Origin of the sequence: Arthrobacter sp. SD76 (assembly GCF_049726125.1) — a bacterium.
Lineage (GTDB): Bacteria > Actinomycetota > Actinomycetes > Actinomycetales > Micrococcaceae > Arthrobacter > Arthrobacter nitrophenolicus.
This window is the reverse complement of the sequence record NZ_JBNBLR010000001.1, coordinates 3,013,403-3,027,744: the sequence shown is the minus strand read 5'-3', so window position 1 is coordinate 3,027,744 and position 14,342 is coordinate 3,013,403. Positions and strand designations below refer to the sequence as shown.

Genomic DNA, 14,342 nt, shown 5'->3' with positions numbered 1-14,342 from the left:
TGTCGTGGACGACAGCGATGATGTGGCGTCGTTCTTCCGCCTCCTTAACCCAAGGATGAACAGCCTCACCGAGAGGATGGACCTCGAATTCGAAGTCGAACTCACTGACGAGGACCTCTCCAGCCACCTTCAGGCTGGCACAGCGGAACTAGTTGTGCGGTGGAAGTGTGCCGAAACCTTCGGCCTCGGTTTCCTGAAGCCCAAGCTGATCCAGTCCTTGGAGAGGTCCAAGAGATACCTCGTTAGTCTGCCTCAGGACGACCTCGACGGCCGCGTGGAGTTCCAGCTCCAAATCCTGGCAGCTACCGATATCCCGTTTTATTGCTTAGGAAGGCAGAACCAAGACTATGGCGATGCCACCTTCCGGGTGGGGGAGGGCAGCGTTCTTGCCGTTGGCGGCATCATCACTGTCCAAGCTCGGAAACTGTACGACCCGATGCAGCCGCCTCTTGAAGCCTGCTTCGTGTTCAAGGACGCGCCGACACTTCCCTCCGGTATCGAGCTCGACTTCGGTGACTCAGAGCATGTCGTCGTCTGGATCGCCTCGGAGGCCTTCCAAGACTTCGTAGCACTCGGTGGTCGGCCAGAATTTCAGGTGGCCTCGGTCATGATGCCTGCTCTCATGGGGACCCTAGAGTATATGAAGGAGGTCGGGGAGAACGGCCTTGTCGATGACACGGCATGGCACCTCTCCCTGAGTCGGCGCATCAAGGACCTGCGAGCTGAGGACAAGTCGGTCCTAGAGCAGGCGCAGGCAATCCTTGAAGACCCTGTGGGAAGGGCAATCAAAAAGGAGACAGAAGACATGGACCAGGAGGATCAAGCATGAGCGTTACTGGAATGCTGACGATCTGCACCGAAACCGGGGTTGCTCGCTTAGCCCGGAGCTTGGCCTCCGCAGCCAACCCCGGAGAATTCCTAGCATCCATCCGGGACTTCCATGAGTCCCAAGAGGAGACCCTGCAACTGGAATGGAATTTCGGCAACAGCCTCCCGCAACTCGCGTACGAACAGCGGGGAGGGAATCTCCTTCCTGGGCTTGAGGCGGAAAATGCTGTCAAGGTATTCGAGTACTTGGGGGACATGAAGCCCGTCGAAGCCTCCGACTACCGTCTCTGGACCTACCTTGGCTGCAGCACCCTCTTCGACTACACCTCCCACCGCTGGCCATTGGACAACCAGTCGTGGAAGGGGACCGTTGAGACCCGCTGGATTATGAGAACCGGGAGCCGCTCCCAGCTGGTACGGCATGCTATCGCCCGCCTTTGGTGGGCCGCCAAGCTTACTCATGACCCTACGATGGCCCGGCCCATGGCTGCGGAACAGCAGGATCCCTATGCGTACCTTCGGGTGGCACTGTCCAAGGAGGACCGCTTCCTAGCCCTTTTCGACCGCGACACGGGCATGGTCCCGGAACTGAGGTTCGCCATCCTCGAACACCTCGGCAAGGATCCGGCTTTCTTGAAGGAGGGGTACGTGCGCGAGCTAATGAAAGAGGTTGTCCTAGTCGCCGGCTACCGCGAGCTAGCCGCCATCGACCGGGCGGGACTCCACTCGATCTTGGATGAGATCAGTTTTAGGTTAGTCGAAGCGCATGAGGCCGACAGGACAGAGCTACTAGTTTAGTGGCATCGACGTAGAAATTGCTTCTGCTGAAAAATGGTTCTTCCAGAGCCGCGGAGATGCGGCCAATCGAGCCCCCACGGGCAGGTCCTGCTACTTGCCGAGGATATTGCGCGGTTTGCGACACCTCCGGGCGTCTTCCTCTCGGCAAGCTTGCCCGCAAAGGTTTTAGCCGCAGATCGAAGGAACGGTCGTTCGACTGGACAACACGAGCTCGTTCAAGGACTTGGGCAGTCTCTCTTGGTAGTGTCTGGCAGCGGCTTCAGCGGTGACGACTGTGGCGGGCTACCGCCAGCTGCCGATACGTGCTTCCGCCAGGAAAGCGGGTTTATGATCCCTCCCAGAGTTGGAAAGGGTTAGGCACAGAACTAAATGCCGGAAATCCTGCACACCCCATACCGACGTACCGCCCCAAAGAGTTGACCTACTCCACCAAGAGATAAATTTTACGCATCCTTCGGTAGCCTGAGATGTGACTCCAATAGGGCCTGCTAACGTAAGCGTAGATACTTGCCCAGCATGTTGTGGAGGACCAGTTGCCCGGAATAAAGATTTCGTCGAAAGTGCGCCGTGAATTGCCTTCCGGTGAGGCAAACGGTCTAGATGACTACTTGTGGTCGAAAGCGAATGGTCGCTGCTACTTGTGTGAAAGAGATATGAATATTGCAACCGAGGACATTGTCGCAGATCATGTTGTGGCCATAGAGCAAAGTGGCGAAACTACCCGTGCTAACTTGAAGCTTGTTCATAGCTCTTGTAATTCTTTTAAGAAGAACTATCCCACTTTGAGTGTGACACCCTTCCTGCGGTTACGCGCTTTTTTTCCAAGATAAGGAAAATGTAGTTCGATACGCCGATGCGCTATCACATTTTAGCTTTAATCCCGCCGCCTCAGCGATCGAGGGACAAATTGAAGGGGGTGGAATCTTAAGATGGCATTTTCCTGATGGTAGCATACGCGAGTCCTCGGTTCTAGTTGACAAGGATGGGCGGGGTGATAAATACCTTTACACTTATGCTGAAGTTCCCCGAAATGCCATATTCAATGATGATGAGTGTCAGCCTAGAACGATAAAGCTTCAGCAAATCTTGGCTATATATAATGATCTCCAAATGAATCCGCTACACGAACCGCCTAGCTGTCGCTGGGTAAGCGATACCGCTGGGGAGGGCCGTCTCCTTATGTTTGACGGACAGCATAAGAGTATCGCTTCTTGGATGCATGGAAAGACGCGTCTATCAGTAAAAATCTATCTTAATATGGATCGTGATAGGACTATACAATTGGTTAATTCGATCCAATCGCGAATAAAGAAGCTGCCCCTTTCAAGCTTTGAACATGCCTTGAAGTTTAGTGAGGAGTGGAGCTCTCGCCTCTTGCAGTACGAGGATGCTGTCGGGACGGACGAGACTTCAGAACAGGGGCTTATAGACTGGCTGAAACCGGCGGAGCGGCAACGGGCTAAGTCCGCCGCCCAAGCGGCGCTAATACGTCAAATAATTGATAATGACGATATAATTTTCTCAGAATTTGTGAAGTTTGAGGGCCGGCCAGCGCCCGCGGTTCCTTTAGTGACCGAGACTACCTATCGCGACAAAGTCATCAAAAAACTTCGGCATATGGCTCCTTTACGAGAAAAAGGGGAAGAATGGTTGTTGCTACGTTCACGTGAGGCCGAAAATGTTAAGTACGCGCTTAACGCATTGGCGCGTGCAGCATTCCTTAATGCAGACGGTTCGTATGACCTAACCGCCGATGAGATCGAGCGTCGAAAGAGGATGAGCTACCAGGCATCGCTATCATATGTTTCGACATTGATCGTGCGGTTGTACATGCAGGTCCTGTCTATAGATGAAGATACGCGCGCGTTGCTAGAAAAGGAGCCTAACGATGCTCAACTCGAAAAGATCGCGGACGGTATTCAGCGTATAGCGGACCACCCTATTTGGACATGTGACTTTGACAAGTCACGTAAGACACGTGCTGTCGAAGATGCTCTCACCAAGAATCAAGATGCTGTCGCTGCCTTTCGGGCCGTTGAACTTAGGGGTGAGTATGTCTACGGGGCGGAGAGCCTGCCTGCTAGCTGGTGGCAATGATAAAAGTGAAGCCCGGTCACAGCTTGCAGTTAAGGGAATAAGGCCAGGCCAGCTTCTCCTGTCCGAGATCATCCACCAAGAATTGTTGCACTGGTGTTGCCCCAGGCTTGGGCTGCCGCTGGCTCCGGACCTACACGCAGCAGTGTCGGAATGGATTACATGTTGAAGGTTCTCCCTGTAAGCTCGAGAACTTCCTAGGCTGGGCGGCCTCCTGGACGCGTCGTCGCCACCTGAACACGGGCTTCACTGACCTGAGTGCCGCCCCACGAAAAAGGAACCTTCGCCTCCATGTACTGGACACCACACGACTTAGGCTTAGGGGCTATGCTGCTGCCAGTAACCAACCACCAGTTGTCTTCCTCCGCTAGGCCGACTGCGTACAGCCCGCCAAAACTTAACCTGCTTTTCGTGGTTGATGGGGAATTGAGTTCCTGTCGTTAAAGACAAAGGGGCCCGTGGCCCTGTTGGGATGAGCGTGTCTAACCATCCAACCTTGAACAGGACCACGAGCCTCGGGGCGCAGCCGATGCTGCCACCATCCTCTTCAACCTGCCCGACTACCGTGGCATCTCCATGAGTACATTCCGCTGGCCGGCGTCAGGTCATTGTCGAAACTGAGTCGCTACCGGGCTGCTTGAGCTGGGGGTAATCGCCTCCCGGCGGAAGGAAGGCCGCCTTCGGCGACTCCGCGATATTCCCGCCGCGGCCTAGCCATCTCTTGAATATTCGCGCTTTTGGGGTCCATCCGTCGTGTGTTCGGGGGCCAACGGCCAGAGCGCGCAGTAGCGGTCCTGGGTGCCGGTAGTGGCGTGCTTGGGGGCCAGCCCGATTTAGGCTCCTTCCGTCGTGTGTATAGGGCGCACGGCGGAAGGAGTAATCATCAATGGTACGGAAGATCAGAGCGAAGCTCGTGTTGCAGCTGCGCGCCGAGGGCCTGTCAGGCCGGGCGATCGCTGCGTCGCAGGGCATGTCCCGTAAGAGCATCACGGCGGTGCTGGAGGCTGCCGACGCGGCCGGCGTGGCGTGGGACGATATCGCCGACAGTTCGGAGGGCGAGGTCTATACCCGGCTGTTTCCTGGGCGCGGTGAGCATCAGAGTGTGTTCGCGCAGCCGGACTGGGACCAGGTGCATAGGGAGATGGCCCGGGTCGGGGTGACGCTGAAGCTGCTGCATGGCGAGTACGCGGATTCACGCGCCGCTGGCGGTGAGCCGGTGATGGGTTATGACCGGTTCTGCAGGACCTATCAGCGGCATGTGCTGGTCACTGGGGTGGCGTCCCGGGTCGGGCACAAGGCGGCGCAGACGGTGGAGGTCGACTGGTCGGGCCCGACGATGCAGCTGACAGATCCGGTGACGGGCAAGCCGAGGACGGTGTATTTGTTTGTGGCTTGCCTGCCTTTCAGCCGGTACGCGTTCGTTGAACCCGCCCTGGACATGAAGCAGGACACCTGGTTGCGGGCCCACGTGGCGATGTTCGAGGCCTTTGGCGGTTCGGTGCCGCGGATCGTTCCGGACAACCTGAAGACCGGTGTCATTAAGCATCCCCGCGAGGGCGAGGTCGTGCTCAATGACGCTTACCGGGAGATGGCGGCGCACTATTCGGCGGCGGTGCTGCCCGGCCGTATCAGGGCACCAAAGGACAAGGCGAGCGTGGAGAACACGGTCGCCCACGTGGCTACTTGGGTCATTGCCGGGCTGCGCCAGCAGCAATTCACCGCGTTGCCGGAGCTCAGGGCCGCCATCACCGATCGGGTAGCTGCGTATAACGCGGAGCCGTTCCAGAAGCGGCCGGGGTCCAGAGCCAGCGTGTTCGCGGCCGAGGAGCAGCCCCTGCTGACGGGGTTGCCGGCGGCGGCCTATGAGATCAGCCGGTGGGTCTACGGGCGCCGGGTGGGCCGGAACGGGCACGTGGTCTGGGAGAGGAACTATTACTCGGTACCCTTCGCCCATATCGGCACCACGGTGGACCTGCGGATCACCGACCGGGTGCTTCAGGCGTACCGGGGCCACGAACGGTTGACCAGCCACCTGCTGCTGCCCGAGAGCGCGGCGAACGAGTACCGCACCAATGATGCCGACCTGCCGGCCGGCGAGCAGTACCGGCAGTGGGATCCGGAGCGGGTGCGGGAATGGGCCGGACGGATCGGCCCGGCGGCGGTGACGGTGGTCAATCGGATCTTCGAGTCCGTCCCGGTCGACGAGCAGGGCCTGGACGCGGCCCTTGCCGTGTTGCGGCTTTCCCGGCGCTATTCGGCCGAACGGGTGGAGGCGGCCTGCCGGCTTGCGTTGGCAGGCCGCGTGAGATCCCCGAGGTATGCGCATCTGCAACCGATCCTTGCCACGGAGCAGGACAAAGCCGCCGGGCTCAGGCCTCCACGGGATGAAGGAGTCGAACACGGCGGATACGTGCGCGGCGCCGAGTACTACGCAGGTGGCGCCAAATGAGCGGGATCGATACTGAAACCAAACGCAAGCTCCGCGAGATGGGTGCCGTCCCGATGCTGGAAGCGCTCGAGGCCCAGGACGAGGCACTCGTGCTCGGCATGGCCTTCGAGGAACGGCTCCGCCTGGTCGTGGACGAGGCCCACTCCGGGTTCAATCACGCCAAGGTCGAGGGGCTGATCCGACGGGCCGGGCTCCGCTACCCGGGCGCGGACCTACGCCGGCTCGACCTCGTGGACGAGCGCGGCCTCGACCGGAGCCTGATCGCCCAGCTCGGCACGTGCTCCTTCATTGAACGGCAACAGAACGTCGTGTTTCAGGGATTCACCGGGTCCGGGAAGTCCTACCTCGGGTGCGCTCTGGCCAAGCAGGCCTGTCTGCACCGGATCCGGGCCCACTACGTCCGCATGCCCGACCTCGAGGAAGCCTGGGCGCTGGCGAAGGACAAGCCCTTGGGGGCCACGAAGTTCCTGAAGAAGTACGCGGCCTTCACTTTGCTGGTGATCGACGAGTGGCTTCTCGACCACCCCGACGAGGGCATGCGCAGCATGCTGCTGGAACTGCTCGAACGGCGATACGACACAGCTTCCACCGTGTTCTGCACCCAATACGCCAAGAAGGACTGGCACCAGCGGCTCGGCTCCGGGGTCCACGCCGATGCGATCATGGACCGCATCGTGCACAACACCATCTGGGTCGATACCGGCAACCACAACATGCGTGAACACGCCACCATGACGCAATAAGAAAACGCCGGTGGGGGCCGGTGGCCTCCATGCATGCGGCCGCTGGCCCCCACCGGCAATATCACTGGCCCCCTACGGCAAGATCGACTGGCCTCCAAGCCTTCAAATACTCATCTCTTTGCAAATTCTCATCAGGAAGGGCTTTGGCGGACTCAATAGATATTGCATATGCCCGCTGGATGAACGCTTCGATCTCTTTCCGCTCAATGCGCCAAACACCGCGGCCTCCAACTTGTATGCCTCTTAGCTCCCCCAACCGCAGCAATTCCCTGATAGTCGGTTGGCCGACCGACAATTCGTCGGCGACTTGCTGAAGGGTCAGAAACCGGGGTCCAGTGTCGCGCGCAGATTCATCGGTCATGGAAGGACCATAGCCTAGGTTCTGACGTTGTGTTCAAAATAAGCCCATTCCACGCTGAGCGAAGTCGTGGTATTTCGATGATCATGACTAGGCGCTAATCACGCGGATGGAGCGCGACGAACTCCTTTTCAAAACTTTTGAGCGACATCTTATAGCTACTCGTCTAGAAGACGGGTAGGTCAGCGCGGACGCACTCGTGCTGGTTCGACCGGCAGGATCAGCCTTTACGGCACTGAGTCGCTTCCCGCCAGCGCCCTGAGAGTATTCGGAGAGGTAGTCGCGTTTCACGAGCCAGCCCTTTCGACATTGCGGCTGTCGAGATAAAGCTCGGCTGCCGCCGCAAGTGCATGCTACGAACTGCATAGACTGAGTTTGATCCTAGGGGCGGAGAAAGAACTTGGCGCTCGCCGACACTTGGACGGGTTGAGGCCTGTCGGCTCGGGCAATTTGAACGTAAGCATGGCCACCACGTTTCCATGGCGACACAGCGCTGGTGGTGGACACGGAATGGGAGATTTGCGGGAAAACGAGAAGGCGCTGACAGAACGACGTTTGGCGAGTGACACTGCCTACTGCAGCGTGAACTCCAGCTGATCACCCCCAGTATCAGCAGGCATCGACGCCTGCCTCTTTCGAACTTCATCTAGGAAGTCTGAAACGCCCATCAGCCACGCTTGCTGGCGCTCAGAAAACCCGTCCGCGTGATACTGCCGAGGAATTACCAGTTGCACTTTCTCCTGCTGCATCTCGTCGGTTTGGTCCTCCGAGATGGGCGCCTGCAAGGTCAAAAGGTGCTTTAGGTCTATCCGGTTAGCTTCGTTTATCACTTGACGCCACCTGTCCTTGAGGGAAGTCTTCGAACCAAGCATCGTGAGTAGGTGGCTGGGAAAGCTTAAGTCGTGGTACTCCTTTTTGCCGGGCAGGAGGAAGTCTGGCTCCTTCTTGCCCTCAGTCTTGGCTTTTTTTTACGAACCGGATGGCGTTTGCTTTAAGGATGGCCTCCATATGGAGTTCGAGGGACAGCCCCGCTCTCGACTTCCGACGATTATTTGTCCTCAGCGACATCGAGATAAAGGCATCGACATCCACGTCACCGCTGTCGGACAGGAAGCCTTGCCGAATCTCCTCTGAAATTTTGTACTTTTCCAAGGTCCTGAAAAGTTTGTGCTCGTGCTCCACCCATGCGCTAAGGGTCGCATCAGGCTCATTAATGGCGTCCACTTCACCGAAGTGCTTTCGGGCAAAGGAGGCAAAGACCTGCGTCGTTGGCCACGTCTCGCCGGGGAAGGTATCAATGAGCAGCTCGCTGAGATTCCCGTCAGCCAGCGGGAGAGGTATTCCAAGCATGGTCAGGACACGTTCCGCGGTCACCGGGCTGACAACGGGCTGGCTTTCCATCAAGGCGTCCGTGAGAAGGTATCGACCAGGCTGATGAAAATCGAATAGCCATTCAAGCTGTGTTAGCACTTCGCTATCTTGGCGGGCGATAACCACGAGCAACGATTTATCGGGGCGCTGTGCCAATAGCAGAGTGTCACCCACTGCCGCAGCCTCGACGACAAGCTCAGCCTCTCGTGGATAATCGAGCCGCCACTCGGGCCCCCGAATGTCTTGCTTTTTACGTCGGGTGTCATACCACGTGAGATAGCACTCCACCCTGGGAGGCAGTTCCTGAATGTCGTCTACGTACAAAAAAAACTGCAGGGTAGGTAACCTTTTCGGCCGGTGTACCTAGCAGTGTTCGGAATGCTTTGGCTCCGTTGAATTCGTGCTGGTTCGAAACCATGGAATTGATATCCACTTCAGAGAGTTGCTTGGTCGCAAAGCCCGTGAAGTGATCAGCGACACTAACCATTGCTAAGCCGACTGAGCAAGTTCCGCCTGACGTTCCGCCATCACTTGTAGGAGATGAGGCTTCATGGCCCTAGCGATCTCCTTGAATACCGGCATCACCACGGAATTGCCGAATTGCCTGTACGCCTGCGTATCACTGACCGGGATCACGAAGTTGTCATCAAAGCCCATGAGCCTTGCGCACTCTCGGGGAGTAAGGCGGCGGGGCCGATCGCCATCCTGAGCAACCAAAATTTCGCTTCCATCCTTGTGGTAGCGAGCCGAAAGTGTCCGCGTGCGGCTTTCACCAGTGACCAAACCAAAGCCAAAACCGTTGCCTGCCGCCTTGTGCTTCAAGGCGTAGGTTTGCAGGTACTCCCAAAGTCCGGGCGTCAGCGTGTATTTTGGCTGTACCTTCCCCTGCTCGTGATCGAAGTACTTGGCACCATCGTGGGGGAGGAGCGGCTCCGTTCCGTCAGTGCGATGGAGAATGTCTCTCAACTTGTGGGATGTTTTGTCAGGGAGTTCCAGATCATCCCACGTAAACTTTGTCGGACGGGCAAAGCCCATGATGATGATCCGCTCACGGTGCTGCGGCGTAAAGTGCGCACCGTCGATGACCTTTTCGTGAACCTCATATCCCAGCTCATCACGAAGTACCTCCATTATGATTTTGAAGGTATTGCCACGGTCATGCGACCGCATATTCTTAACATTCTCTAGAACGAAGGCATCGGGACGGTGCATCCTAATGGCTTCCTTAATTTCGAAAAACAATGTGCCCTGGGTGGGATCGTCGAAGCCGTGAGGGCGGCCAAGCGAGTTCTTCTTGGAGACGCCTGCTATGGAGAACGGCTGGCAAGGAAAGCCGCCGAGCAGGACGTTATGGCCGGGTACCTCAGCTTGCTGACCCACGATATCTCCGATGAACTTATGACCATCGCCAAAGTTCACCGTATAGGTCTTCTTTGAGAAAGCATTCCACTCGCTGGTGAATACACATTCGCCTCCGCTCGCCTCGAACCCCTGCCTAATGCCTCCGATGCCCGCAAACAGGTCAATGAAGCTGAAGTCGGGTTCTGCGTGCTTCGTGATCGAACGCGGGGTCAGGAGGGCGTCGAGAGCGAGACCGATCAAGGGCTTAGGCTCAGTCTCGCCGGACACCCATCGGCTCACAGTCCGGCTGTCAACACCGAGCGCTGATGCGATCTCAGTCCTGCTATAACGGGCGAGAGCGAGCTTAAGGAGGGTGGCAGTGTCATGAAGAGCATGTGCAGGCATAGCGGACAGTTTGTCATGCTTTTGACCCGGCGCTGGTAGCGGCACGCCGGAGAGTCTCGAAGATGTGTTCGATCATACAGGGTCTGTATCGTTCTCTCGGAGCCGCACCAGAGAGGACGCCATGCAGCAATCACCTATCCAGACTCCTAAGCGTTGTGCTGGACAACTTCCGCGCGTCGGCAAGGACGGTTGCGGCCCGCCGCGCAGCCCGCACGGGCCGCCGACCAAAGTCAAGCAAAGCTTCTTCCTAAGATTCGGCAGTAGACGGACATTCTTGAAAGCATTCGGCAAGACCTACGCAGCTACTACGTTTCCAGAGCACCGAGAACCTCCTCGAAGGGGCGGATGCGTTGGATGCCGATGCGGGGGAGCGTGTCCGAGATGAAGCGTCCGACGCCGCGGCGCGCCCTGATGAGGCCGTCCTCCTCGAGCAGCATTAGGGCTTCGGGGGCATGGTGCGGCTGACCGTCATGTCGGCGCCAAGTTCGGTCTCGGCGGGAGCATGGAGCCGGGAGTAAGGAGCCCGTTGCGGATGTCCTCGGCAATCCGCGAGTACAACGCCCCGCGCAGCGGTGAGCCGGGCTGGGCCGCCACCGGCTCCTTCCATCAGCAGTCTTCTACTGACCCCAGGGGCCGTCAGTTCAACTACCGGATGATGCGCGAAACGCGAGGTACCGGGCATCGGCGCGTCCGACAAGCTGGCCGAAGGCTTCCACTGCGCGCGGATCCCCGGCACCCATATCCGTGGACAGCCACCGGACCAGCAGCCCTGCATCCCAGCTGGAGCGCACAGCCGACCCGACAGCCAGGTCCAGCTGGTCCCGCAGCAGCTGCACCGCGAGGGTGCCGGACCGGCTGAGCAGGGGAGCGGTGTACGCCTCCACCGCCTCAGTCGCCCGGCCCTCGCGCAGCAGACGCAGCACACGCCCCGAATCCGAACAGCCGGCTAGGCCCCCGGCGAGCCGGTACGGGTTCGACTCCACCGCATCGCCAAGCATTGACCGCACCCGGAACATCTCCGTCCGGATGGCCTGCGGCGTGCCGGCATCGCCGTGCAGCTCGTACGCCAGTTCCTCGGCGCTCCAGCCCTGCGACCGGGAATCCAGCAGCGCCAGGATCTCCGCCCGGCGCAGCGTCAGCGGCACCCGGCTTCCGTCGGCCAGCACCGCGGCTGGCTTGTCGCCCAGCAGCTCAAGTGCCGAAACGCCAGCCGAAGGCCGGCGGACACCATGCCGGGACGCACGCCCGGAAGCTGACCCGCCCAAGGAGGTTCCGCCGTCGGGCGTTCCCAGCAGGGACTCGGCCACCCGCACCGCGCACCGCACCATTCGCAGCGTGTCCGCGCTGATGGTGTCCAGCGGTCCGGAGACGTCCAGCACGCCCAGCAGCGTACCCGTCAAAGGGTCCGTGATGGGCGCCGCCGTGCAGGCCCACTCGTGGTGGGTGCGGACCAGATGCTCGGCGGAGAACAGCTGCACCGGCCCGCCGGTCACCAGCACCTCGCTGATGGCGTTGGTGCCGATGCCCGCCTCGGACCAGTCCGCACCTTCGGAGAACTCCAGCCGGTCCGCCCGGCGCAGCGCCTCCCGGCTGCCCACCCGCCACAGGATCTCCCCGGTCGCGTCGGTGAGCACCAGCAGGTGGCGGCCGGAACTGGAATCGTCGGCCAGCAGGTCCTGCAGCGCCGGCATCACCCGCTGCAGCCGGTGCTCCCGCCGCAGCTGCAGCACCTCGGACGGATCGTGCAGGTGCCGGGGGCTGTGCTGGTCCGGGCTGATCCCCAGCGCCATGGACCGCCGCCACGACTCCGCCAGCGGCACGGGGATCTCCGGGCGCGGGACACCGGCGATGACCAGCTCGTGCGCGCGGCGCAGGGCACGCGCGTACTTCGCCGGGTCCGAAAACCTCAGGCCGTAGTCCACCGTCTCCTCCTCACCGCCGGCGTCCTTGCCGGTAGTGCCCGTGTAACGCGGTTGTTACCCCCGCCGCGTTCCAATAGTGATGCAGCTCACGCCCGCCCCAGCATACCGCAGGGACCCCGGCGGGCGGGGGCGGCCCGGACCATCTGAGGGACCGCACACAAAGGAGTGGAGATGACCGAAACACCCACCGCCGCCGCGCAAGCCTGGCTGGCCAGCCTGGACGGCGCACTGCAGCGCCGCGACGTGGACGCCGCGCTGGACCTCTTCGAGGACGAGAGCTACTGGCGCGACTTCGTGGCGTTCACCTGGAACCTGAAGACACTCGAAGGCAAGGCGGACATCCGCCGGATGCTGGAAGCCACGCTGGACCACGTGCAGCCGGCCAACTGGGCGCTCGCCGAGGACGCCACCGGCAGCGCCGCCGCCGACGGAACTGTGGAAGCCTGGATCACGTTCGAGACCGGCGCCGCCCGCGGCTACGGCCACCTCCGGCTGCGGAACGGCAAATGCTGGACGCTGCTCACCACCATGCAGGAGCTGAAAGGCTTCGAGGAGAAGAAGGGCCCGCGCCGCGAGCAGGGCGTGGCGCACGAAATCATCCGCGGCCGTCGCTCCTGAAGGAGCTCAAGGAGGAGCAGGAGGCGCGGCTCGGCTACGAGGTGCAGCCCTACTGCGTGATCATCGGCGGCGGGCAGGGCGGCATCGGCCTCGCCGCGCGGCTGCGGCGGCTGGGCGTGCCCACCATCGTGATCGAGAAGAACCAGAACCCGGGCGACTCCTGGCGGAACCGCTACAAGTCCCTGCACCTGCACGACCCCGTCTGGTACGACCACCTGCCCTACCTGAAGTTCCCGGACGACTGGCCCGTCTTCGCCGCCAAGGACAAGATCGGCGACTGGCTGGAGCACTACACCCGCATCATGGAGCTGAACTACTGGTCCGGCACCGAGTGCGTGGGCGCGGAGTACGACGACGGCAGGCAGGAATGGGCGGTCAGCGTCCTCCGCAACGGGTCGCCGGTGACCCTGCGGCCCAAGCAGCTGGTCTTCGCCCTGGGCGTCTCCGGCTACCCGAACATCCCCGCGTTTGACGGTGCGCAGTCCTTCCTGGGCGAGCAGCGGCACTCCTCCCAGCACCCCGGCGGCGGGGACTGGACCGGGAAGAAGGCCGTGGTGATCGGCTCCAACAACTCGGCGCACGATATCTGCGCCGACCTCTGGGAGCACGGCGCCGACGTCACCATGGTGCAGCGCTCTTCGACGCACATCGCCCGCAGCGAGTCCCTGATGGACCTGGCGCTGGGGGACCTGTACTCGGAGCGGGCTTTGGCTGCCGGGGTGACCACGGAGAAGGCGGACCTGCTGTTCGCGTCCCTGCCCATGCGCATCCTGCCTGAGGCGCAGGTGCCCGTGTACCAGGAGATGGCCAAGCGGGACGCCGAGTTCTACTCCCAGCTGGAGGCCGCCGGGTTCGACCTGGACTTCGGCGTGGACGGGTCCGGCCTGTTCCTGAAGTACCTGCGGCGCGGCTCCGGCTACTACATCGACGTCGGCACCTCCCAGCTGATCATCGACGGCCGGGTGAAGCTGAAGAACGGGCAGGTCGCCAAGATCACCGGCAACGCCGTGGTGCTGGACGACGGAACCGAGCTGGAGGCGGACCTCATTGTCTATGCCACCGGGTACGGGTCCATGAACGGCTGGCTGGCGGACCTGGTCTCGCCCGAGATCGCTGACCGGGTGGGCAAATGCTGGGGCTACGGCTCGGACACGCCAAAAGACCCTGGCCCGTGGGAGGGGGAGCTGCGCAATATGTGGAAACCAACCAACGTCCCCAACCTCTGGATCCACGGCGGCAACCTGCACCAGAGCCGGCACTACTCCTCCTACCTGGCCCTGCAGCTCAAGGCCCGGATGGAGGGGCTGGAGACCCCGGTGTACGAACTGCAGCCCAGCCACCACACCCGCTGACCGCTGGTTGAGCTTGAAACCCCGGTGGTTGAGCCTGTCGAAACCCCGGTGGTTGAGCCTGTC

The 14,342-nt window shown here is 60.6% G+C and carries 12 protein-coding genes and 1 pseudogene; 7 read left to right on the top strand and 6 right to left on the bottom strand.

Translation table 11 applies throughout. The annotated features are described in order from the left end of the window. The first annotated feature begins 4 nt into the window (after positions 1 to 4). The 6 genes from ACPEE0_RS14635 to ACPEE0_RS14610 all read left to right on the top strand — a co-directional run bounded on the left by ACPEE0_RS14635 (position 5) and on the right by ACPEE0_RS14610 (position 6,912). Complete coding sequence (locus tag ACPEE0_RS14635) at positions 5 to 829, top strand: hypothetical protein (protein WP_424574739.1); 825 nt, start codon at positions 5 to 7, stop codon at positions 827 to 829. Further along, a complete protein-coding gene (locus tag ACPEE0_RS14630; protein ID WP_424574738.1) occupies positions 826 to 1,626 on the top strand; it encodes a DUF6339 family protein in 801 nt (266 codons plus the stop codon). The genes ACPEE0_RS14635 and ACPEE0_RS14630 overlap by 4 nt, the downstream gene beginning before the upstream one ends. 521 nt (positions 1,627 to 2,147) lie before the next feature. Beyond that, on the top strand, positions 2,148 to 2,456 hold the full coding sequence (locus ACPEE0_RS14625) for an HNH endonuclease (RefSeq protein WP_424574737.1): 309 nt from the start codon (positions 2,148 to 2,150) through the stop codon (positions 2,454 to 2,456). Positions 2,457 to 2,907: 451 nt separating this feature from the next. After that, entirely contained in the window at positions 2,908 to 3,723 is an 816-nt protein-coding gene (locus ACPEE0_RS14620) for a hypothetical protein (RefSeq protein WP_424574736.1), read from the top strand. Between the two features lie 883 nt (positions 3,724 to 4,606). Beyond that, positions 4,607 to 6,169, top strand: a complete 1,563-nt coding sequence (gene istA, locus ACPEE0_RS14615) for an IS21 family transposase (RefSeq protein WP_407710306.1) — start codon at positions 4,607 to 4,609, stop codon at positions 6,167 to 6,169. Then, positions 6,166 to 6,912 carry an ATP-binding protein gene (locus ACPEE0_RS14610; RefSeq protein ID WP_141002472.1) on the top strand — a complete coding sequence of 249 codons (747 nt, stop codon included), beginning with the start codon at positions 6,166 to 6,168 and terminating at the stop codon, positions 6,910 to 6,912. The genes istA and ACPEE0_RS14610 overlap by 4 nt, the downstream gene beginning before the upstream one ends. Positions 6,913 to 6,973: 61 nt before the next feature. Here the strand turns inward: ACPEE0_RS14610 and ACPEE0_RS14605 are convergent, their stop codons facing one another. The 6 genes from ACPEE0_RS14605 to ACPEE0_RS14580 all read right to left on the bottom strand — a co-directional run bounded on the left by ACPEE0_RS14605 (position 6,974) and on the right by ACPEE0_RS14580 (position 12,309). Beyond that, positions 6,974 to 7,273: a helix-turn-helix domain-containing protein gene (locus ACPEE0_RS14605; protein ID WP_424574735.1), complete on the bottom strand. Its 300-nt coding sequence runs from the start codon at positions 7,271 to 7,273 to the stop codon at positions 6,974 to 6,976. Positions 7,274 to 7,842: 569 nt separating this feature from the next. Next, on the bottom strand, positions 7,843 to 8,196 hold the full coding sequence (locus ACPEE0_RS14600; protein ID WP_424575283.1) for a type II restriction endonuclease: 354 nt from the start codon (positions 8,194 to 8,196) through the stop codon (positions 7,843 to 7,845). A gap of 25 nt (positions 8,197 to 8,221) precedes the next feature. Continuing rightward, the gene (locus ACPEE0_RS14595; protein ID WP_424574734.1) at positions 8,222 to 8,815 is read right to left on the bottom strand and encodes a type II restriction endonuclease; all 594 of its coding nucleotides are present in this window, start codon (positions 8,813 to 8,815) and stop codon (positions 8,222 to 8,224) included. A gap of 315 nt (positions 8,816 to 9,130) precedes the next feature. Beyond that, positions 9,131 to 10,270, bottom strand: coding sequence for a DNA (cytosine-5-)-methyltransferase (gene dcm, locus ACPEE0_RS14590; RefSeq protein WP_424574733.1), 1,140 nt, complete (start codon positions 10,268 to 10,270; stop codon positions 9,131 to 9,133). Positions 10,271 to 10,692: 422 nt separating this feature from the next. Next, positions 10,693 to 10,824: a hypothetical protein gene (locus tag ACPEE0_RS14585; RefSeq protein WP_424574732.1), complete on the bottom strand. Its 132-nt coding sequence runs from the start codon at positions 10,822 to 10,824 to the stop codon at positions 10,693 to 10,695. Positions 10,825 to 11,028: 204 nt separating this feature from the next. Then, positions 11,029 to 12,309, bottom strand: coding sequence for a GAF domain-containing protein (locus tag ACPEE0_RS14580; protein WP_424574731.1), 1,281 nt, complete (start codon positions 12,307 to 12,309; stop codon positions 11,029 to 11,031). Positions 12,310 to 12,480: 171 nt separating this feature from the next. Between ACPEE0_RS14580 and ACPEE0_RS14575 the strand changes: the two are divergent. Next, positions 12,481 to 14,279 (top strand): annotated as a pseudogene (locus tag ACPEE0_RS14575) (NAD(P)-binding domain-containing protein). Positions 14,280 to 14,342: the final 63 nt, after the last annotated feature.